This is a genomic window from Streptomyces sp. NPDC107538, assembly GCF_055657445.1.
In genome coordinates this window covers 405730-426490 of record NZ_JBVKAY010000003.1, presented here as the reverse complement: position 1 = coordinate 426490, position 20761 = coordinate 405730, and the positions used below count along the sequence as shown (strand labels likewise).

The 20761-nt window shown below is 67.4% G+C and carries 22 protein-coding genes and 1 pseudogene; 9 read left to right on the top strand and 14 right to left on the bottom strand.

What is annotated here, in order from left to right; translation table 11 throughout:
* Positions 1 to 23: 23 nt before the first annotated feature.
* On the bottom strand, positions 24 to 899 hold the full coding sequence (locus ACZ7MG_RS12415; protein WP_471382070.1) for a bile acid:sodium symporter family protein: 876 nt from the start codon (positions 897 to 899) through the stop codon (positions 24 to 26).
* 253 nt (positions 900 to 1152) lie between these two features.
* Entirely contained in the window at positions 1153 to 1308 is a 156-nt protein-coding gene (locus tag ACZ7MG_RS12410) for a hypothetical protein (protein WP_471382072.1), read from the bottom strand.
* Positions 1309 to 1838: 530 nt separating this feature from the next.
* On the opposite strand from ACZ7MG_RS12410, the gene ACZ7MG_RS12405 reads away from it, so the two are divergent.
* Positions 1839 to 2408, top strand: a complete 570-nt coding sequence (locus ACZ7MG_RS12405) for a DUF4232 domain-containing protein (protein ID WP_471382075.1) — start codon at positions 1839 to 1841, stop codon at positions 2406 to 2408.
* A gap of 184 nt (positions 2409 to 2592) precedes the next feature.
* On the opposite strand, the gene ACZ7MG_RS12400 is transcribed toward ACZ7MG_RS12405, so the two are convergent.
* From ACZ7MG_RS12400 to ACZ7MG_RS12380, 5 genes and pseudogenes are all read right to left on the bottom strand, one after another.
* The gene (locus ACZ7MG_RS12400) at positions 2593 to 2982 is read right to left on the bottom strand and encodes a hypothetical protein (RefSeq protein ID WP_471382077.1); all 390 of its coding nucleotides are present in this window, start codon (positions 2980 to 2982) and stop codon (positions 2593 to 2595) included.
* Between the two features lie 230 nt (positions 2983 to 3212).
* Entirely contained in the window at positions 3213 to 4316 is a 1104-nt protein-coding gene (locus tag ACZ7MG_RS12395; RefSeq protein ID WP_471382080.1) for a M23 family metallopeptidase, read from the bottom strand.
* 526 nt (positions 4317 to 4842) lie between these two features.
* Positions 4843 to 5606 (bottom strand): annotated as a pseudogene (locus ACZ7MG_RS12390) (GntR family transcriptional regulator).
* An 82-nt stretch (positions 5607 to 5688) separates the two neighbouring features.
* Entirely contained in the window at positions 5689 to 6177 is a 489-nt protein-coding gene (locus ACZ7MG_RS12385; protein WP_471382082.1) for a GNAT family N-acetyltransferase, read from the bottom strand.
* Positions 6174 to 7454, bottom strand: coding sequence for a hypothetical protein (locus ACZ7MG_RS12380; RefSeq protein ID WP_471382084.1), 1281 nt, complete (start codon positions 7452 to 7454; stop codon positions 6174 to 6176). Before ACZ7MG_RS12380 ends, ACZ7MG_RS12385 begins: the two co-directional genes overlap by 4 nt.
* A 259-nt stretch (positions 7455 to 7713) precedes the next feature.
* Here ACZ7MG_RS12380 and ACZ7MG_RS12375 point away from each other — a divergent pair, with 259 nt between their 5' ends.
* From ACZ7MG_RS12375 to ACZ7MG_RS12345, 7 genes are all read left to right on the top strand, one after another.
* Positions 7714 to 8016, top strand: a complete 303-nt coding sequence (locus ACZ7MG_RS12375; protein WP_471382086.1) for a hypothetical protein — start codon at positions 7714 to 7716, stop codon at positions 8014 to 8016.
* Positions 8013 to 8216 carry a hypothetical protein gene (locus tag ACZ7MG_RS12370; protein ID WP_471382088.1) on the top strand — a complete coding sequence of 68 codons (204 nt, stop codon included), beginning with the start codon at positions 8013 to 8015 and terminating at the stop codon, positions 8214 to 8216. Before ACZ7MG_RS12375 ends, ACZ7MG_RS12370 begins: the two co-directional genes overlap by 4 nt.
* Positions 8213 to 8473, top strand: a complete 261-nt coding sequence (locus tag ACZ7MG_RS12365; protein ID WP_471382091.1) for a hypothetical protein — start codon at positions 8213 to 8215, stop codon at positions 8471 to 8473. Before ACZ7MG_RS12370 ends, ACZ7MG_RS12365 begins: the two co-directional genes overlap by 4 nt.
* A 229-nt stretch (positions 8474 to 8702) precedes the next feature.
* Positions 8703 to 9353, top strand: a complete 651-nt coding sequence (locus ACZ7MG_RS12360; protein WP_471382094.1) for a hypothetical protein — start codon at positions 8703 to 8705, stop codon at positions 9351 to 9353.
* A 291-nt stretch (positions 9354 to 9644) separates the two neighbouring features.
* Positions 9645 to 10031 (top strand): hypothetical protein, encoded by a 387-nt coding sequence (locus ACZ7MG_RS12355; RefSeq protein WP_471382097.1) that lies wholly within the window; start codon positions 9645 to 9647, stop codon positions 10029 to 10031.
* A 187-nt stretch (positions 10032 to 10218) separates the two neighbouring features.
* Positions 10219 to 10665 carry a hypothetical protein gene (locus ACZ7MG_RS12350; protein ID WP_365216260.1) on the top strand — a complete coding sequence of 149 codons (447 nt, stop codon included), beginning with the start codon at positions 10219 to 10221 and terminating at the stop codon, positions 10663 to 10665.
* Between the two features lie 332 nt (positions 10666 to 10997).
* Positions 10998 to 12650: a glycosyltransferase family 39 protein gene (locus tag ACZ7MG_RS12345; protein WP_471382100.1), complete on the top strand. Its 1653-nt coding sequence runs from the start codon at positions 10998 to 11000 to the stop codon at positions 12648 to 12650.
* A gap of 17 nt (positions 12651 to 12667) precedes the next feature.
* Here ACZ7MG_RS12345 and ACZ7MG_RS12340 read toward each other — a convergent pair whose 3' ends face one another.
* The 3 genes from ACZ7MG_RS12340 to ACZ7MG_RS12330 form a co-directional block, all read right to left on the bottom strand.
* The gene (locus ACZ7MG_RS12340) at positions 12668 to 13867 is read right to left on the bottom strand and encodes a hypothetical protein (protein ID WP_471382103.1); all 1200 of its coding nucleotides are present in this window, start codon (positions 13865 to 13867) and stop codon (positions 12668 to 12670) included.
* A 999-nt stretch (positions 13868 to 14866) separates the two neighbouring features.
* Positions 14867 to 15028 (bottom strand): helix-turn-helix domain-containing protein, encoded by a 162-nt coding sequence (locus tag ACZ7MG_RS12335; RefSeq protein WP_471382106.1) that lies wholly within the window; start codon positions 15026 to 15028, stop codon positions 14867 to 14869.
* A gap of 252 nt (positions 15029 to 15280) precedes the next feature.
* Positions 15281 to 15877: a TIGR03086 family metal-binding protein gene (locus ACZ7MG_RS12330; RefSeq protein ID WP_471382109.1), complete on the bottom strand. Its 597-nt coding sequence runs from the start codon at positions 15875 to 15877 to the stop codon at positions 15281 to 15283.
* A gap of 132 nt (positions 15878 to 16009) precedes the next feature.
* Here ACZ7MG_RS12330 and ACZ7MG_RS12325 point away from each other — a divergent pair, with 132 nt between their 5' ends.
* Entirely contained in the window at positions 16010 to 16483 is a 474-nt protein-coding gene (locus tag ACZ7MG_RS12325) for a DUF6597 domain-containing transcriptional factor (protein WP_471382112.1), read from the top strand.
* Between the two features lie 384 nt (positions 16484 to 16867).
* On the opposite strand, the gene ACZ7MG_RS12320 is transcribed toward ACZ7MG_RS12325, so the two are convergent.
* The 4 genes from ACZ7MG_RS12320 to ACZ7MG_RS12305 all read right to left on the bottom strand — a co-directional run bounded on the left by ACZ7MG_RS12320 (position 16868) and on the right by ACZ7MG_RS12305 (position 20607).
* Complete coding sequence (locus tag ACZ7MG_RS12320) at positions 16868 to 17458, bottom strand: peptidase inhibitor family I36 protein (RefSeq protein ID WP_471382115.1); 591 nt, start codon at positions 17456 to 17458, stop codon at positions 16868 to 16870.
* 190 nt (positions 17459 to 17648) lie between these two features.
* Positions 17649 to 18056 carry a PIN domain-containing protein gene (locus tag ACZ7MG_RS12315; RefSeq protein WP_471382118.1) on the bottom strand — a complete coding sequence of 136 codons (408 nt, stop codon included), beginning with the start codon at positions 18054 to 18056 and terminating at the stop codon, positions 17649 to 17651.
* The gene (locus tag ACZ7MG_RS12310) at positions 18053 to 18280 is read right to left on the bottom strand and encodes a type II toxin-antitoxin system VapB family antitoxin (protein ID WP_471382121.1); all 228 of its coding nucleotides are present in this window, start codon (positions 18278 to 18280) and stop codon (positions 18053 to 18055) included. Before ACZ7MG_RS12310 ends, ACZ7MG_RS12315 begins: the two co-directional genes overlap by 4 nt.
* A 245-nt stretch (positions 18281 to 18525) precedes the next feature.
* The gene (locus tag ACZ7MG_RS12305) at positions 18526 to 20607 is read right to left on the bottom strand and encodes an RICIN domain-containing protein (RefSeq protein WP_471382123.1); all 2082 of its coding nucleotides are present in this window, start codon (positions 20605 to 20607) and stop codon (positions 18526 to 18528) included.
* Between the last annotated feature and the right edge of the window lie 154 nt (positions 20608 to 20761).

Sequence of the window (20761 nt, the reverse complement as noted above, 5' to 3'; positions counted from 1 at the left end):
GGATGCCGCCTGGGCCCGGGGGCTCAGCCCGTCGTCGAGGGGCTCCCCGAGCGGGTCCGGGTGATGGCGTAACCGAACGCGGTCGCCAGGACGTACATGAGAACCGAGTAGACGGCGCTCGGAATGGCCACCTCGGTGCTGTCGAGGATGCTCAGCGCGATGGTGAGAGCCACGGTCGTGTTGTGGATCCCCACCTCCATGGCGCTGGCGACGGCCTGCGGCTCGTTGAGGCGAAGGGCGCGGGCACCGCCGTAGCCGATGCTGAGGCTCGCGAGGCAGAAGAGGCCTGTGACCAGGCCGACTTGGCGAAGGTAGTCCGCGAGGTTCTCCCGCTCGCCCAGCAGCGCCGCCAGCGACACGGCGACGAGGACGGCGATGGAGAACACCCGGACCGGACGGTCAGCCCGGGAGGCGAATTCCGCGGACCGCTTCCGCACGAGCATGCCGATCCCGACCGGTATCAGCACAATGGCGATGACTTGCAACACCTTGCCGAATTGCAGCCCCAGATCACCCTCGGCATCGAAGTAACCGATGGCCAGATTGGTGATGAGCGGAATGGTGACGGCCGCCAGCACGGAATTGATCGCGGTGAGCGTGATGTTGAACGCCACGTCGCCGCGGAACAGATGGCTGAACAAATTGGCGGTCGTACCGCCGGGCGACGCGGCCAGCAGCATCACACCCACCGCGAGCAACGGATCCATGTCGAAGGCCGTGACCAGCCCGAAGGCGACGAGCGGCAACACGACAATCTGCACGGTCAGCGCGAACACGACCGCTTTCGGCGACCGGCCCACCCGCCTGAAGTCATCCGTGGTGAGCGACAGCCCAAGCCCAAACATGATCACCGCAAGCGCGACTGGCAACCCGACCGTAATCAGCGCTGAATCCTTCATGCCTCACGCCCCCTCAACGACGGCATGACAGCAGCAGAGCTGCGAAAACTGCCGCACGGCCCGTAGGTCGCCACAGTGAAGCAGCCGCTATGCCCCTGTCACAAGGTTCGTGCTGGTCAGCGTGATGGGAGTTCTGAAGCTCCGATGCTCGGTACGGCACGTATGGCATGACATGTGGGGTTACAGCGCAGGGCGAGGACCTACGAAGCCGCACAACAGCCAGTCAGGGAACGGCAGTTCCCCACGCCCACCCTCACCGGCCTTTCTTGTTGAACCATCCGAGCGACTGGGCGACGGTCGAGCCACCCACGAGGATGCCGAGAGGAACGATCGTGAACCAGGTGGCATCGGCTTTCACGGCCACGAGCAGCAGGATGGCGCCGATGACCAGCGCCACGAGCACGAGCATGCCCAGAAGAACACGAGTCTTGGAAACCAACGCAGAACTCTCCAATGGTCGGCCGGGCTCTATCAACCAGACAGCGCATGCCGCCCGTTGAACCGCCGACGGCAGTTGCCCAACAGGAAGACAGCAAGCTCACCGGCGCGACACCCACGCCTCCGCCAGGAAGCCGATGCGGCGAGTCTCGCAACGCCGCCTCCCCAAGGCGCCAGTAGGACTACGTAATCCCTTACGTAGCTTCACCGGCCGGGGCGGGGCCGGGCGCCTCAAGCCGAGGGTGGAAAGGGAAGGGAGTTGCCGCTGCCGCTGTCGCTGCTGCCCTGTGCCACTGGATCTTGACCGTTCGCCATCGGACTTTGACCCGCAGATCAGCGACACAACCTGTCGTCACCGTTCCGTCACAAGTAGTCGCCGCACAGAACCCTGCCGCTCTCCCGTCCTATCTGCACTCACGTACGACGACCACGACCACGCGTACCGCGGGACAACAACCGACGACCGAAGCCCGCGGACGAGCGACTCAGGGGGACGACAGCATGCGGCACAGCAACGGCATTCGCAGGGCGGCTCTGGCGACGACGGCGGTCACGGCCGTCGCGGCGGCGGTGACCGGCATCCTGCCCGGCACCGCCATGGCGGCGAGCACCACCACCTCCGCCCCGCCGCCCGCCTGCGCGGCCTCCGCCCTCCGGGTCAGCGCCTGGCAGGCCGCCCACCCGCCCGTCGGGACCGGGACCGGGGCGGCGGTCGTGCAGTTCACCAACGCCTCCGGGAGGACGTGCGTCCTGAAGGGCCATCCGGCAGTCGCGGGCGCCGGCAACGGCTCCCCAACCCACAACACCCCGCTCAAGGTCACCCGCAAGGGCAAGGCAGCCACCGTGAAGCTCCGGCCGCACGGCAAGGCGTGGGTGAAGCTGACCTTCGTCCAGGTCCAGGGGGAGGGCGACGGCTACTGCGTGTCGGGCAAGACCCCGAAGGCGTATCCGACGATGGTCATCGGGCTGCCGCGCTCCGGGAAGCACCAGGTCGCCCTGAACGACGGGTGGTGGGCCTTGTGCGACAACAAGGTGACCGCCACCGGGGTCTCGGCGGTCAAGCCCTCCTGACCCCCCGTCCCCACCGATCGAGCAGCCTGCATGACGATCGCAAGGCTCTGACCTACACGTTGACTAGGAACTGCACATAAGAGCAGGTCAGCGACTCAGCGCACTGAGGTGTGCTGAGTCGCTGACCTGCGGTGCCAAGGTGGTTCACAAGCCAGGCCGGAGTCATGTCGGAGTCATGCCTGACTCATGCCGGGATGAAGCTCGGCCACCAGGGTGGGACGTTGCCCGGGCACACCGGGGCGGGGTAGGAGTCCGGCATCCCGAGCCATGTGACAAGGAACCAGGTGAACCACAAGGTGAAGACGAACCCTGTCATCAGGGCCGCTCCGCGATGACGTCGTCCGAGGGTGCTGTGCAGGATCACCCAAGAAACCGCGGCGGCGATCCAGATGAGAGGCGCGAGAAACAGCAAAGCCATGCCATTGGTTACGCCATTTCCAATGTCACAAGCAGCCCACGCCCTCCCCATCGCACCAATGGTCACCACTGCGGTCAGCCCGCCGAAGACGAGGCCGAAGCCAATTCCACTGAGCCGGCGCCTCGGAGAACTCGACGGTTCCGCTACCACGATCATCTCCCTCGCCTCGCCCTGGAGGCGGAGGGTACCAACGCTCTGAAGCAGCGTCCGACCTGGTGGAGGAGGTCGAAGGACCGCTCGACACACACGTGCCAGATCCTGCGGGGAACCACGGGGACAGCGGGAACTCGACCGTCATCCGCTCTTGAGAGAAGGCCCAGGTCGGCGTCCTGGGCCTTCGTCGTTGTCTCGACGTCGGCTCGACCGTCGGCACGACCGGAATCCGGTCAGAACTCCAGCACCTCGCGGTCGAGCGGATACCGCGCACGGTGAAGGCCCTCGTACGGCGAGGGCGTGATCGGCAGGACACCGGTCGGCTGCAGGCCCAGGTTGTCGTCCCAGATGCGAGGCTCGACCTGCCCGACGACGCGGAACTCCCGGAAGGTGAAGGGCGGACTGTCGGTCGGGAAGAACTCGGCCGTGGTCATCACCTGGAAGTGCAGGTGCGGCGTGGTCGAGTTGCCGCTGTTGCCGATCAGCCCGAGAACCCGGCCGGGTTCGACGCGGTCGCCTTCCCGGACCCTGAGCGAGCCGGGCGTCAGGTGGGCGTAGAGCAGGTAGCGGCCGGGCGCGACCTCCACGGTGACGTGGTTGCCGACGGTCTCCTCGATGGGCGGGACCGGCGGCGTGACGGGCGGCGTGTTGTCCGGGATCCCGTCCTGGACCTCCACCACTCTGCCGCCGGCAGCGGCGACGACCGGCTGCCGGTAGGTCAGGTAACTGGTGAGCCGCGCGGGGTCGCCTTCCCAGGTCTGTCCTTGCTCTCCGACCCGGTACCAGTCGATCGCGAAGCGCTGCGGCACGTAGAAGCGGCCGTTGATGGGACCGAGGCCGCGTCGGTGGTGGGTGTTCCCGCAGCACGACTCGCTGGAGTACCACGTGCCGGGGCGTACCGGCGCGTTCAGGTTCAGCGGCGCGGTGCGGCCGGTCGGGGTGACCTGAACCGTCTCCTCGAACGGGGAGGAGCCGGAGGCGGTGACGACGGCACCCGAGAGACGGTGTTCGAGGACCTTGGGCACATGCTGACCGCGGTCGAGGGCCAGGTCGAGCCAGATGACCCACTGCTGGGAGCCCGGGATGACGGTCGGCGTCGGCCCCGGGGGCGCCGGGGTGTACCCGTCCGCACCCGGCAGGGGATCACCCACGGGATTGGCGGCATCGGCCAGCGCCTGGCCACTGAGCGAGCCCACTACCCGGTGCGTGCGGGCGTCCCGGACCTCGACACGGTCGAGGCGCACCTGCGTACTGCTGGACAGTGCGTTCGTGGTGAGCAGTTCGTACGAGAGGTGCGTCCTGCCGTCCGTGGCCTGGAACGGCGTCGGTTCGGTCATCACCGCCGCCGTCAACGGCGTGAACTGTGGGCCGGCTGCCGGACCGGCCGTGTCGGTCCCGTATCCCGGTGCCGCTGAAGCCGTCAGCATGCCGACTGCGAGCACGGCGGTCAGGAACCCCCGACGTAGCGGGCTCCGGCCGGTGCGGTTGCGAGGGTCGCGCTCTGCCATGGTGCTCTTCCAGTCGTCGGGTCCCGGGCCGCGAAGGACACCGGCACGCCCCGCGCCGAGACGCATGCCCCTGTGTACCCGGCGACGCCACGCTCCGAGCCGAGGGCACCGGAGCCACGTCCGAACTACACCCGTCCAGCCTCATCGCCCAGCGAGCCCAGGTCCCGGGTCCCGGGGTGAGCTGCTACGTGTCGTCCCTGTGCTCGGTGTGTCCCTGACTGGTCGGCGTGTCCCTGGCTGGTCGGCACGGGTGCGACCGGGCGGCTCACGGTGAAGTCCCTGGGACTCGTCGCGGGTGGTCCGTCCCCGGTGCCCGGGCGGGCATCCACCGGCATCCGAGCCGCCCCTGCTCGCTTCAGGTCGCGGGCTGCTCGATCGGAAACTCGTAGGCGATCTCCCAGCGCCCGTCCGCCACGGTGACGTCCGCGGTCTCGACGGGGCGACCGTCGCTGTCGTAGTAGGTGCGCTCGATACGGGTCAACAGCTCACCCACGCTGATACCAACAGGTTGGCCTCCTCCTGGGTCGCCCGGCCGGGACGAGGAACCTCCACGGCCGTTGCAATGACAAACCCGATGGAACGCATCCGCTCCACGACCCCCATGCCGGCGAGCGGCCCCATCTCGGGGAGGACGATGGGCGTGCCGTCGGTGATGGCCATCGGCTCCCAGGACTCCGACAGCTGAACCGACCGACCGTCGGCGAGGAACTCGTACCGGGTCACGACACAGAGGTCACCCGAATCGACGGCGAGCCGCTCGGCGATGCGCTCCGGCGCGGGAACACGGGCCTGGCTGTGCGACTCCCAAGTACCGCGCCGCCCCTGCTCCTTCATGTCGGCACGGAACGGCGAACCGCCCCGATGCTCACGGTGCCTGGACCGGATCATCCGCAACCGCTCACGAGGCGCGCGGACGTACGTCCCGGAACCGGCCCGCCCCTCCAGAACACCCTCGATGATCAGGCGTTCCATGGCACGTTGCGTCACATTGCGCCCCACCCCGTACTCCCCGGCAAGCCGCGCCCGCGACGGCAGGCGCTCGCCGACGGCCCACTCCCCCGCCCTCACCCGGCGGCGCAGGTCGTCCGCGACATCGAGGTACGGGGCCTCTCGCGGCATACGTGCTTCTTCTCCCTAGGCCAACTAGGCCAACGTGCCGTGCACCAATGGACCGTTGCGGCTCTGCTGTCCACGACCCGGTTCAGCGCAGGGCAAGAACCATCACGTCGTACAGCGGCGAGTCAGGGAACGGCAGCTTCTCCCCCACTCGCTCGTACCCCCAGCCCTCATACATGGCCCGCAACCGCGGCCGCTCCCGCCGCACAAGCAACTCAGCCCGGGCCTCCGTCCGCTGCTCCACCAACTCACCATGCATGACCTGCGAAATCCCCCGCTTACGCCACTTCTCGCGCAGCATGTTCTCGCACAACTTGAACGTCGTCCCGTCATCGCGAGCCGTGAACCCATAGGTGAAGCCGGCCACTTCACCACCGACCTCAGCGACGACACACCCCCACCCACCGGCCGCGACATGCCCCTCCAACCGCTCCTCGAATCGCTCCATCGAGAAGAACGGATTGGTCGCGATGTCCTCCGCGTACACGTCGGCGTACACGTCCAGCAGGGTGCCGCGGATCTCCGCCAGCCGTCCGCCGGTGTAGTAGCTGGTCGTCAGCAGGTCTACGGTCATGTGGCCACCGCCTCGTATCGTTGGGAGAATTCCAGGGCGTCGGGTGCGACGCGGTCGACCAGTTCGTCCCGCAACTGCTTCAGGCGTCCGCCAATGCGGGGACTGTGCACCTCCGGCAGGAGCGCGAGCGCTTCGTTGCCGACCGCCACCGCCTCCTCCAGCTCGCCTGCCGCAGAGAGCGCACGCCCGAGACGTACGTGTGAGGCGAGCTGGTTGCGCCGGTACGGGCCCGACTGCACGGTGTGCAGGGACTCGCGGGCGGCGCCGACGGCTCTGTCGTACTGACGCAGGTCCACGAAGCACAGGGCGGCCGTGGCCGACAGTTCGCCGGCGTTGTAGAAGGCCAGCCATCTCTGCGGTTCGACCGGCTCCCGGTCGAAGTCCTTCTCCACGCGTAAGAGGGACCGCGCACACCAGCCGGACTCGCCTTGCAAGGCGTGCCCCTGGGCCACCCTGGAATGCAACAGCGACGAGAGCTGCCCGTCCCGCCGCCCCCTGGTCTCCTCCAGAGCCGCCCGAGCGATCGAGACGGCCTCGCCCCCATGTCCCAACTGCCATGCCTGATGGGACATCGAAGACCAGATGCGCGCCTGGAGCGGCTTGTCCCGGCCCAACAGGGCATAGCGCAGCCCGGCATCCCACCAACGCCGAGCCTTCTCCTGTTGCCCCGCGTCGAACGCGAACCACCCCGCGCTGGTGGCCATCTCCCCGAGCGCCCGGTGAAGTCGCGCTTCCACGTTGCCGCCGTACGTGCACCGCCGGGCGGCGTCCTCCACGTACTTGATGTACCTCGCCGCGATGTCCGACAGCTGCCCTCCTCCGCGTAGGTCGTCGATCTGGTGGAGCTTCGCGGCGGCTGCCTGGACACGGTCTACGTCACTCACGCCGAGCCTCCCCGACTCCGGCAGCGGAGGCAGGGCGAGAAGAGTTCCGGTCAGGCCGATGATGAACTGACGGCGTCGCACGGGCACATCCTGGGGCGGGGTGCGGGGTCTCCTCCGCACGGTAACCCCCTCGCCCTGCGAGGCGGGAGCCCGGAAGCCGAGTTCTTCGGCGGTACGGCCGAACACCGCCTCCAGCGGGACACGGCTGCGCTCCCGCAGCCAGGAGACCCTGCCGCTCAGCCAGTAGCCGACGAGACGCGCGCTGCAGTTGCCGGGCTCGCCGGTGGTCCGCTCGGCCGCCTCGTTCACCGCCTCCGCGAGAGCCTCCCTGGTGAACCCGTACTCGGTCATGAGCCGACGCAGCGTGAGATTCGGCTGATGCTGAGCCGACATGAACCCTCCGTCCCCATGCGCCCTCGGCCCCCGAGGTCACCCCACCCACGGTAGTGACGCGGAAGCACACCGTGAGAGAGAAGTTTCCCGCTCGCCTGAAGTTGCCCGCCCGGAACTTTCCTTTCCTCCCGTCTCGCGATGACGAGACCGTGGTCTCCGCACCGACCAACGCCAAACCCCGGCGAGGCGGCTACCTCCCGGGGCACGGCCGACTACAGCGGAGTCGACGATGAACTGTGTATCACGGTCACTCGTGTGGGTGAGGAGGGTCGTCTTCGGCCCACCCGCCCCCAACCACGGCCTGATCCGCACCCCCACAACCCTGGCCTCGACACCATCAGCCTCAGATCTGCCCCGCCCCAACCCCGCACCCGAGATCTGGGCCGCGATCCTCGCGAGCGCACGCCGTCGCCGTACCTCGTGCGGCTGGCCTCCCAGCGACGTACCGGCCGTCTCCGCCGAGGACATCACCAGCACCCTGGTCGGCCTCTACCTCCTCCCACCCGAAGTACGCCAACACGCACGCGCCGCAGCACGGATGGCAGAGGAGGCGTACGGATGACCGACGTGCAGAACCGCCGGCCGCCCCCTCCCCGCACCGAAATCCCCATGCTCCGCACCTACCGCCTGTGGTTCGAACACACCCGTAAGTGCGCCGCTGGCTGCAAGGGCACCCCCAAGGCCCAGGACGGCTGCGAGGACGGACGCCAACTCTGGGGCACGTACCGCCTCGCCCACATCGGAAAGACAACAACGCCATGACCTGGACCATCAAGCGCCCCCAGGGCCGCCCCGTACGCCGCACAACCGACAACCAACTCGCGGTGCCGCTACGCCTGTCCCTGGCTGACGGCCACGCGACGGACACCGAACTGACGCTCACGCTTGCCGAGGCGGAGCATCTGCACGCGGCCTTGTGCCGCGCACTCGACGGCGAGCCGCCCCCACCAACCGCACCGGACTGCCGCCAGTCGGTTCAGACCTCGCCCGGGATGGCGCACATCGTGGGGCGGGCGTAGGACACCACATCGCAGACCAGCACCATGGCCTCCCGGCAGACCCGAACCAGGCCTGCCGGGAGGCGGAGCAAAGACACAGACTGGGCTTGTTCCGCATTGACGGACATCCGAGATCAGGGGCCCTGCCCCGGAAGGATGTCCATCAATGCGGAACAAGCCCAGTTCGACCATGCGTAACGATGAGGCATCACTGCACCTACGGCGTCAGTGCCGATGTGATCCTCTTCTCATGGTCAGCCAGGACACCCCAACTCCCGAGAGCAATCAGGCTGCGGCTTCCCCAGAGGGAGCTGCGGCCGTCACGAAGCGCAGTCGCGGCCCTGTGACAAGCACCATGGCCCTTACTGCGGCGGCCTCCCTGGTTGTTGGCGCTGGCATCGGGTATGCCGTCGCACGCGCTTCCGAGGCCACAAATGCCTCGGCGTCTGCAAGCTCTTCAATCCTTGCCGGAGTCAGCAAAGCAACGGTCTGCGAGCTCGTCAGCGATGCAATGCAGCAGGAGCTCAGCATCAGAGAGGCGTCTCCAGTGGCCGAGGAGGAGGGTGGGGCCTCCTGCTATCTGATGATGACGGAGGACGACGCGGATAAGCCAGCTGGGTTTGTGGTCGCCTTCTATCCCACTACAGCGTCTTTGCAGCAGACGGTGGATGCAACAGACGTGATCCCGGAGAAAGCAGTGCCACTGCTGATCGAGGGACGTGCCGCTGCCCGCCAAGTCCTGTATGGCGATACTTGGAAGGCTCAGCTCACCGTGGAAGTGGGTGACGGAGCAACGCTCTACGTCGAGCGGTTCGGACCCAGAGACTCAATGTCGGAACGAGAGCTGCGTCGGTCCGTCGATGATCTTGCCGCAAGCGTTCTGCAGGGAGAGAAGGCCTGAGGTCGCGCGAGGCCTCCGCCAGAGCCGAACACGTCTGAGTGTCTAACTGCGTGACAACGCCAGCAGACGACGGCGACCAATCGCGAACGCGTGCGGACCATCAGCGCAGATGAGCAGCACACCAACCCAAGGAATAGCCCTCACCCAAGTTGCTTCGGGACGGAGAGGTCACTACCGAAAGCCACACTGCTAAACGTCCGCCGTCACACGTTCTTAAGCTGAAGCCCCGTCAGGGCATCGAAGTCCGTCCCGCCTATGTCAAGCCCAGCCGCCGTCATAGACGATGACCGCATGCGTTACTTCAACGGGACAGGCTGGCTCGCGATCTTCACCGGCACGGTGACGATGATCGGTCGGACAGTGCGAGTGGATGCCTGGGACGAGACGACGGGCGTCGCGCTCGTGGTCGATCCCCAACGCGGCATCCGCCGCCCGGTGACGGACTATCCGGACTTCTCCCACCTGGAGCAGGCCGACCAAGTGGTGGCAGCCATCCCAGGAGGCGGCTGGCGCGCGTACTGGAAGGACGAGGGACCCGACAACGGCCCGTTGACCGAACAGGTGCTCACATGGCTGGTCACGTCCAACGGTCGAGCCACCCCACTCACCGTCGACGCCCACGGGCACGTGGACGACGCTGAGAGCGCCGATCGCCTCATCCCACCTGGTGAGGAGTGAAACAGTTTCCCCCGCGTCGCCGTCTCAGTTTCCGTCTCGTTCAGCACCGTTCACGGCAGTTCAGAGGAGGCCGCCCGTCAGGCTCGCCGAGCAGGCCAGCAGCCCATGAGCACAGGTGACCGCCCTCGAACCGAGCCCAGCACCCCACCACCACAGTTGGAAAGCATGATGTGGGAAGCATGTCAGCATGAACGCATGGGGGACGCTTCTCGCAACCGTTACCGGAGCAGCTATCGCACTGCTTGGGCAGTACCTCAATAAGCGCAGCGAGGCACGCGCCAAGTCCGTGGAGTTGCTCATGGACGCGTGCGCTCACGTGGCGGCATCAAGTGGGGATCTGCTCAACCGCATCTGGGAGGAGCACGTCCTGAACCTTGAGAGTCGGGTGGTCGGGTGGGACTTGGCAGGTCATCGTCTTGCATCTGCGCGGGTTCAGATCCTGACTCAGGACGCTGGACTGCTGGCTGCCCTACGCGAAGTCAACGACGCCGGCCAAGCACTTGGAGCCTACTGGCGACGAGGCGACGTGGAAGAAGCCGAGTATCAGTCCCGGCGAGACCGCTACCGCGCCGCGATGCATGAGTTCCTTGCGCAGAGCAGTCGGGTACTCGGCAGCCACTTGGACCGCCCCTGAAATGCATGCACCGCACCACATCCGCACCAGATCGAGCGGGGAACAAACCGGCCGCGAATGCCCGCAGCTTCCCAAGCTGATGGCTCAGCTGCGTCGGCCTCATGGCATTGCCAGCTGGTACCGGGCACGTATTCCAACCACGAGGTATTCTTCCGCGGGCGACGCGAAGATCCTCATGCCGGGGGCGTCCATGGCTCTTCCCCAGACCACCGCCACCGACCCCTGATGCTGCAGCAACACGAGCCTCGGGCACCCGGCATGTTCCGTCTGTTGCAGCTTGATCTGTACAACTGGGTCTGGGATGGCGGAGGTTGGTAATGGGGGAAGGCCGTGTGCAGACAGTTGCGCTTGGCAGCTGTCGGGCTCAGCGTGAGCGCCTGCGCGTGTCGCCAGCTCTGTTCCGGGTGCCCGTGACAACGGTGCTCGGCTATCTGGAGACATGGAGGGCACCTGACCTGCGGCATCCGGTGCTTGATCAAGATCGGCTGAACCGCAGGTATCGGCAGCTGCTCGCGGTCGGTCTCGTGCTGCTGGCTTCGCTGGTGAGTCTGTGGAAGCTCGACCGCGACGCGTCGTCCTGGCGGGACGAGACGGTGAGCTATGCCGTGGCCAAGCGAACCCCAGGAGAGATGTGGCTCTTGGTACAGAACATCGATGCCGTCCACGGCCTGTACTACTTCCTTGCCCATCTTGCACTTGGGGTATGGGACGACGGCGTCCTGACATTGCGGGTCCTGTCGGTGCTCGGCACGGTGACTGCTGTGTTGGGGGTCTACGCCATCGGGACCCGGCTCGGTGACCCAGCAACCGGATTCTTGGCCGGAGTTGCTTTCCTGTGCGTTCCCCAGGTGCAGTTCTACGCGCAGGAGGCCCGCTCCTATGCGCTGGTGAGTGCCGCGGTGGTATGGGCGACGTGGTGCTTCGTGCGCGCGCTGCAGGACGGCCGGCGACGCTGGTGGGTCGGGTATGCAGGGTTGCTGTTGCTGGGCGGGTGGCTGCATGTGTTCGCTCTGTTGGTCATCCTCGCGCACGCCGTGACGCTCTGGCGTGGCGGCCACCTGCGCCGTCTCGGACGCCGCTGGTTGGTGATGATCGCCTTCGTCGGTTGCGCCGTGGCGCCGCTGGCTGTGGTCAGTGCCGGTCAGGCGTCAGCGCAGTTGGACTGGCTGAGCCGACCGGGTCTGCAGGACTGGCTGGGGTTCGTGGTTCCTGCTGCCGTGGCGGCCGCTTTGGGGTGCGTGCTTCGTCGGCAGAAGACGGGCGCGGCCAGGGCAGTAACGCTTTCGACGCTCGGCATGCCGCTCCTGATCGTCCCTGCCGGATTCCTGCTCACGGTGTCCCTCGTACAGCCGTGGTACGTCGATCGCTACGTCCTGTACTGCATGTCCGGCCTGGCTCTCCTCGTCGGCCAGGCCCTGCGGCACTGGCAGCGGATTCTGCGAGTGGAGGCGGCTTCAGAGCGCAGGCGGCGCAAGCTGTACGCCACAGCCGCCGTGGCCTTCGCTCTCTTCTCAGCGCTCGGCCCCTGGTACTGGCAGATACGCTCCGCTGCCAGTCGCACCGACACGGTGGAGAGCTATTGGGGGCTCACCGTCACCGTCCCGGGAGACCCCGAACCGGTTCTCTTCCAGCCTGCACGCCGCCGCGCATGGGTACTTGCCCGGCCCGCTGTTTTCGGGCCGCTCGACGACATTGCGCTGCAGCAGACGCCGGCTGCGTCCGGAACGTTGTACGGCGTCGAGGCGTCACCGGACGTCATCCGACAGCGCATGCTCCAGCATCGTGAGATCAATGTCTTGCGCGATCGTCCCGGTCAGCCCCTGGACAACACTCCCGCCGAGATCACCAAGAGAGCAGTTCTACGCCAGCACTATCAGCTCTGCTGGGTGATACCGGTCAATGGAGGCGAATCCGCAATCTTCATCCGCCGCGACGCCGCAGCGACGAACCCCCTGTGTGCGCCTGGGCGCGATATCTACAGCTGATCAGCTCAGGATCCGACTCAGGACGTCCCCGAGTTTGTGGCTGGTCTCGGGCCGGATCGCGAGGTCAGGTACGTGTTCCAGTCGCGGGCTGCTCGGCGGGTCCACTGCAGGGCTGCGCTGATACTGATGCCGAGGGTGTCGCTGAGCACTGACGCGGGCAGGTCTGCGGCCAGTGCGAGCAGAGCGGTGTTCCGGCTGGGGCGGGCGGGCAAGCAGTGGAGACGCATCTTGCGCGCGAGTGCGGGGGCTGACTGGTGAGTCCCAGGGGCGTAGCCGGGCAGGAGCCAGCCGGGGCGCGGCGTGATGCGACCCACCGCCGAGATCGGCTCGGTGTGGTCGGCTTGACGCTGCAGCAGCTGGTGGACGGCGGGCGGCAGCGCCACGGGGTGCTCGCCTATGCGCAGGTGAGGTGTGCCGCCCGTGAGGTCGGAGCGCGTGAGAGCAGCGATTCGTGTGATCGGCATTCCATACAGCAGCATGAGGGCCCCGGTCACCCGCACATCCAGGGGCAGCGCCTCGTCATGCAGACAGCGTCGCAGGTGCGTCCAGTGCTCGGACTCGCTCCACCAGCAGTGGGGTTCGTCGCGGGGGCGGTCGCTGATCTCAAGGTGCCCGGTGAGACGACGCTCGTGGGCCCAGCGCAGGAACAAGCGGACATGGCGGCGATCCCGGCGCTCAGACAGCCACGCGTCGATGTCGCCTTGAGTAAGGCTGGCCAGCGGTATGTCGTGGTCGTCCAGCCAGGTGAGAAACGCGGCAGTGCGGCGAATGGCATTGCGGACCGCTGCCGCGCTGGCCGGCGTGAGGCGCCCTCGTGCCGCCCGTCGTCGGGCCCGTCGCAACAGGGCCCATTCTGCGTAGATGTGCAGGGTGCGGCGGTGTTGCGCCGGCAGTGGCGTGAGCGTGCGCTCCAGCCAGGGCTGCAAGCCTGCCAGGGGCTCATTGCGTGCCGGAACGACACCGAGGTGGACGAGGGTGGCTCGCAGCAACGCCGGCCCCTGTCCGGGTCCGGCCGAGTCAAGCGTCTCGTGGGTGAGCGGGAGATCGTCATCGACCAGGCGACGCAGACATGCGGCTCCACCGCGCGGCTTGTCCAGCCAGACCAGGATCGAACGCGCTCTGGGGACGCGCACCAACGCCTCAAGCAGCGGCCGGACTTCTGCGGGCACTTTGCCGCGGCTGCTGAGGAATTCGGTGGCGAGGCGGTCACGCAACACGCAGCGGGCGCAGCGGGCACCACGTTCGGTTTCCCGGACCGATCAAAGGTCGGGTGCGGCCGCATGTCGCGCACGGACGCGGGTGCGAGCGGATGTAGCCGTAGCAGGAAGCGCATACGCCTCCTAACGGCCATCGAGCCCGGCGTCGCTTGTGCTGCCCGCACCGCGTGCATGGAACGACAGGGTGAGACCGGCAGGAACTGCAGCGCGGCACTCCCGCCCGAAGACCAGTACAGGGCCGTAGTCTTCAGCAGTTGATGCACACGGCCAGGGGGCCCTTGGCACATGACCGGCATAGTTCAGGAGCACCGTTGCGTGCTCTGACATGGATGACGGTTGTCCTGCCGCACAGTCCGCACTCCCGCGGCAGGCGGTGAGCGCGATAGCAACTGTCACACAAGGGGCCGGTCTCAAGCCGTCGTGCCACCAGGCCCGCTTGACCGCAGGAACTGCGGATTCAGCAGGGCGTTGTGCGCAGGCCGCGCACAACGGCCGACCGTCCGTCAGACGGCGGTTGACGCGCGCCCGGCGTTCGCAGACGCCGCACTCTTCGTGCCGCGACGGGTCTGCAGCTACGCAACTGCTGCATAACGGCCCCTCCGGCAGCACCGCAGCCACGACGCGCACTACATCGCAGCGGATGCAGACCCGCATTCGGCCCGCGGCAGCACAGCTGGGAACAGACGCGTCCCTGCGGACTCCGCTCCGGTAATCGGAGCTGCTTGCCGCACCACACGCACGTCGGAACGCTCACCTGGCGCCCAGCCGCGTGCAGGTGACGCAGAAGGCGGTGCAAAGAAGGGGGCACATCCGCGTCACCCGAGCTCAACGCGTCCGGATGCTGGCGCAGGTGGTCATCCAAGCGGTGGAGGCCGACGTGGCGGTGCGCATTGACAGTGGCCAGCGCCTGCTCGGTTTCCTCCACGGTGAGTTCCGGAACCGCCCGCTTCAGATACGCGACAACGCGGGCACGGACCACGGCTGGCGGCTCTGGCCGACTCATGTCGAATCGGGGCGTCGGATAGTGCTGCGCCGAACTGGCGGTGGTGGTGTCGGCGTGCCTTCCGCGGGCTTGCGGACCTGCGCGTTCGCGACCTGTACTTCGATCAGATCGTTAGGGGTGCAGCCGAGGATGTCGCACAGCGCGGCCAGCGTGTCCATGGACAGCATCACCTGGCCGAACGCAGCGAAGAGATCGCCGTATGGACCAGCCGCCCACCCGTGCGGCGTCGCTTCCAACGCCCGGCAAGGTGATCGTCCTCACCGGCCCGCCCGGCTCGGGAAAGAACACCATGCGCGTTTTGCCGGCCGACCGGCTGTCGCCGAGCGTCCACCCGCCCTCCGACGACTACCCAGGCTCCGATCCGATCCCTGGGCACCTGGGCACCTGGGCACACGTGCGTTCACATGCGGTCAGGCTCGGCGTTTCCACGACGGGTCGCGGCCCGCCAGTCCCAGAGCGCGGTCGAACAGCGGCGCAGTCGTAGGCACGCTGACTTCGGGGCCGAACACCCCGTACTGCCTGGCCATCTCGGCCTTGCCGGCGATGTCCTCGTACAGCGCCGCCGCGAGTTCCTCATCCACGTTCAGCTTCTGCTCGGTCGCCACCGCCAGGTCCCAGCCGTGCAGCAGCCACTCGCCCAGCACGATCCCACCGATGAAGCGGGCCGGCATCCGCCCGCTCCCAGTCAGCACCGTCTCGCCGACCCACGCCTGCGGATCGCTCCAGACAGCGGCGGCCGCCGCCGACCGGGCGGCATACGCCTCGGCCCAATCCGGCTCCGCGGTGAAATCATGCCCCTCCGCCACTTCATCCGGCTGGGCTTGTGGAGGCTGCTTCAGTCCCGCCGCGTGGCCCCGCACGCCGGTAAAGAAGATCAGGTGATTCACGAGTGCCCCGACCTTCATCTCCGGGCACGGTGTGCTTCCGCCGAACTCGTCCGGCCCGATCCCGCGCACGATGTCCACCGCCGCTTCCGAGGCCCGGGCCATCACAAATCTCGTTTCCATGCCATCCCTTCCCCGTTTGACATCAGGCACGGTAGACAGGACGACGATGACGGGTATTGAACAAACGCGACAACGGGCCATCCTCGACCCGCACACCGCGGCTGAGCGGTTCCGGCTCGACCGCGCGCCGGGGTGGTCCACCTCACCTTCACCACCGGCGGGCAGGCCCAGATCACAGGCATCGTGAGCGACACGTGCACCCGAGAGATCTCAGGCACCGGCCGGGTACTTGCCCTGCGATTCCGACCCGGCGGCTTCCGCCCCTTCCTCACCGCCCCGGTGTCCACCCTTACCGACCGAGTCCTGGACGTCGAAGAGATCTTCGGCTCGGCGGCGCGGGCAGCAGCAGACGCCATCATCGCCGAACCCTTCGTGCCCACCGCGCTAGAACTGGCAGCCGCGCTCGTGCGCGGCTTCGGGCCCACTCCTGACCCTGCCATCGACAAAGCCGCCAGGCTGGTCGAAACGATCAGCACCGACCCTTCTGTTCTACGGGTGTCCCAGCTCACAGCGATCGCCGACATGAGCGCGCGCCAGCTGCAGCGACTGTTCGCCGAGCACGTCGGCATCGGACCCAAGCGGGTGATCCGGCGAGCCCGCATTTAGGAAGCCGCCGCACGCACGGCCACGGAATCGCCTTCAGCTGGCGGTTAGTCCGGTTCTCCGAACATCGGTACTTGCATCGGATGCATCTCGGCCCGAATTCAAGACGTATCGGTCCGCATGGCGGCGATGGCCTTCCTGTGACCGTGCCGTCCCGCGCCGCGAAGCGGTATCGCGGCTACGCGCCCTCCGCGGCATGGTCCATCGGCGGCAACGCGGAACGCGGCGCCGCACCCTGCCGGTGCCACGCCGCGTGTTTCGGGCTGGTGTGCTGAAGTTGTCCGGCTCGGGGGCTGACGGGCCGAGGCCCGTGGTCGTGGTGCGATCGCCGATCCGGCCCGGTCGGGGCTGTGGCCTGGTTCGGGCTGGCGGCGGCGCGGTTCTGGGTTACGCGTACAGCTGGATCAGGTCGGCTCGGTCGTTGGCGCTTACCTGGGGTTCGGCGTATGCGCCCGGGCCGCCGAAGATCCACTCCCAGCCGCTGCTGCCGCCCTCGGTGAGCCAGTTCTTGCCGACCATCCAGGCGCCTCCGGTCTGGTTGTTGAAGAAGGAGCTGACCTGGTCCTGCCAGGTGCCGCCGCCGGGCATGGGGTAGCTGGCGAGTTCGTAGGAGCGGTAGTAGTAGAAGTCCAGGCGGTTGCCGGTGTAGTTGCTGTGTTGCCATACACAGGCGTAGCCGGGCCTGCAGTCGCCCAGGCCGGCGGCTGCGCGGGTGGACGGGGCGACGGTCAGCTCGACGCCCGGCTCCAGCCGTACCCGGTCCTTGCCCACCCGCTCGGCGCCCTCGTTCTGGCGCAGCAGGTCCTCGATCTGCTGCTCCACCTTGGCGTCCGCCGTCTGCGCGGACGAGGCGGTCTGGGCCGGCGCGGCGATCGACGGCGAGGCCATAGCCGTGGTGAACACGGACGCGGCGACCAGTCCGAGTGCGAGCGAGGCACAGCGCATGCTCGACGATTTCCGCGAGCTCAGTGGATTCACGCGTCTCTCCCTTGGGTGTGGCAGGAACTGTCGTTCCCGCGACACCCTCATGGTCAGTGGCGTCTCCCGACCGGCACCAGGCGTTTCGAGCACGGTCGAATACCGCTGGTCACCTGGTACCTCGGTGCTCGCCATCGGTACGGCGGAGGTCGGCGTGTCTGCGGTGGCGGTGGATCGGGGAGCCGGCCGGCTACTTGAGGTCGACCGTTCGGACCGGCTGCCCGGTGGTGCGGGCGATGGTTTCGAAGTCGCGGTCGTAGTGCAGCAGCATGAGTCCTGCTTCTTCTGCGGCTGCGGCCACGAGGAGGTCGACGGCTCCGGCGCTGCGGTGCTCCCCCTTGGCGGTGAGCTCGCGCTGGACGACGCGGGCACGCCGGTAGACGCCGTCGGGCATGGGGCACCAGGTGAACTGGTTCAGCCGTTCCTGGACGGCCTCGCGGTCTTTCGCGGAACGTACGGAGTAGAGGACTTCCAGTTCGGTGAGGTCGCACAGGGCGATCAGACCGGCGCCCATCCTCTGCTCCCACTCTTCGGTTGCCTGACGCAGCAGAACGCGAGCCAGGGCGGACGTATCGATGAGGTAGTCGGCAACGCTCACCGGGCGGAACCACCTCGATAGTTGCGCTTGTCCAGGAGGAATGCGATGTCGAGGGCGCCTTCATCCGCGAGATCCTGCAGCTCATGCACGGCACGCAAGCGACGGTTGCGTGCGACGATCTCACGCAGGGCGGTGTTGATGGTGTCCCGCTTCGTGGAAGTGCCCAGTTCCTTCGCTGCGGCGTCCAGCGCGTCGTCGTCGAGATCGATGACGGTTCTGCTCATGAGCCCACCTCCGTATACATCAGCCAGTATATCACTGTACATGATCGAATGTATCGCAGGCGGGACTCGGCTCCGCCTACGTCGCGACGGACCGCAGAGCGCGCTCGATGTCAGCGGGGACTCCGAGATGCGCGCGCCTGATCAGTCGGCGCACCCGCCATCGTGGCTGACTGTCGTCGGTACGGAAGAAGCCCCAGGCAGCATGGCTGCCTGGGGCTTCCGCGTGGGGCCTGTGCCTTCGACGATTACGACGTGGTCGCCGGCGTCACGTCCGTCAGCTTCCAGCGCTGGTTGTAGCCCGAGTTCGGGGTCCAGACTCCGACGCCGGCGCCGTCATTCGTGGACTGGCCGTAGACGTCGGGGAGTTGGCCCGTCGCCACGTTCACCAGGGTCCAGGTCTTGTCGCCTGTGGTGGAGAGGATCCACTGGGCGGCCTTGTCGCGGGTGCCGGTGTCGGGCTCCGCGACCAGGGAGCCGTTGCGGATGGCGAGGCGCTTGCCCGAGGTGGGCTCGGTGAGGGCGTAGCGGGCGCGGTTGTCGGGAACCGCCTCGCCGATGCGGTCCACCGTCCACTGCTGGCCGGAGCCGGGAGCGGTGCTCGGGGTCTTGATGTTGAGGCTCTTGCCGTCGGCGGCGATGGCCAGGTTCTTGCTGCTCTGGAAGCCCGTGAGGGTGTAGGTGTGGTCGTCCTGGAGTTCGGCCTTGGCCGACACGCCCGAGACGCCCTTGACCAGGAACGAGGTCACCGACTGGGCCGGGACCGTGATCGTGGCCTGCTTGTCGGTGACGTCGACCGCCTTCTGCTGGATCAGCTTGCCGGCCGCGTCCGTGACCACCGGGGTCACCTTCGCGTGCTTGGAGATGTCGCCGAACTTCGAGAGGTCCAGCGTCACCGCGCGGGACTCGGTGGTGCTGTTGACGTGGACGATCGTCGCCCGGTTGCCGTGCTTCGAGACCGCGGCCGTGCTCGACTCGTCGTTGGTCTTGATCAGGTTGTCGCCCGGCTTGATGTAGTGCGTGAAGTTACGGGCGGTGTCGAACTTCGTGTTCGTGTAGATGGGGCAGGTGGCGAGGGTGTCCGACTTCCCGCAGGAGAAGGAGAGCTGGATCGAGCCCCAGTTGCCGCCCTTGGCGGACTCGCCGCCCGGCTTCATGTTGTCGTAGTCCTCGACCGGCTGCCAGAACACCCAGGCCTTGGGCTCCAGTTCGCGGAGGTCGTCCACCATGCGCTGGGCGAGGCCCAGGCCGGGGCGCATGTCGGTGAAGCTCTGGCCGTCGCCCCAGTCGCCCTCGACCTCGCTCATCCACAGCGGCTTGTCGGCGCCCTTGGCGAGGTCGCGGACCGTGGTGCGCTGGCTGGTGCCGTAGGTGTGGACGTTCATCTGGTCGACCAGGTCACGGACCTCCTGGGGGTAGGAGTTCCAGTTCGTGGCGAACGTGCCCGGGTTCGTCTCGTCCATCGCGGAGATCTCCGCGCGGGTGCGGGAGTCGTCCAGGACCGGGCCCAGCGCCTTGATGACCTTCTGCTGGAGCTCCGGGCCTATGTGGGCGCCCTCCTGGCGGCCGCCGGTCGGCTGGCCGTCGGCGCCGAGCTTGGTGCCCCAGTAGTTGGTGTTGGGCTCGTTGAACGGGTCGAGGGTGTCGACCCTGATGCCGTGCGCCTTCTCCAGGCGCTCCGTGGCGCCGACCAGGTACTTGGCGAAGTCCTCGACCGACTCCTCCTTCAGCTGGTCCTTCGACGCGTCGAAGTTGCCGGAGACGTAGCCGCTCTCCGTCATGAACCACGGCGGGGAGTTGCTGAAGGTCTCCCAGTGCGTGATGTCCTTCTTGATGCGGTCGACCCACCAGCGCTGGGTGGCGTCGGCGTTCTTGTTCCAGTCGTTCTCGTCGTCCGCGCTCCACCAGTCGACGTCCTCGCGGGTGGTGCCCGCCGGGGCCTTCCACCAGCCCTCGACCGCGCCGCCGGCCCGCAGGTAGTCCTTGACGTCGGGGGCGTTGCCGCCGCCGATGTTGTAGCGGGCGATGTTGAGGTTGAGGCCGTCCTCGCCGAAGAGGAGGTTCGCGAGCTTCTCGCGGATCGGCGCCGGGTAGTCGCCGGTGGCGTTGGCGAACCAGACCAGGCTGGTGCCCCAGCCCTCGAAGCTGTCGCCCATGTAGGAGGGGTCGGGGCTCACCGTCACCGCGGTGGCAGCGGCGGCCGTCGTGTCGGCGTGCGCCATCGGCAGGGAGGTCGTGGCCATGGCCGTGCCGGTGGCCAGGGCCGTGATGCCGATGGCCCCGAAGAGCCGTCTCGTACGAGTGCGGTTCGTACGGGTGCGGTGTGCCATTCGAGTACTCCAACTCTTCCGTGTGCCGCGTCCCGGCGGACGTACACGGAGATCGGGGCCGGCGTTCAGTGCGGTGCGATGCCTTCAGCGTCGTGCGTCGTGCGTCGTGCGTGGTGGGCGCCTGATTGCCAGGGTTCGTAGTGCTCTCGTAGGG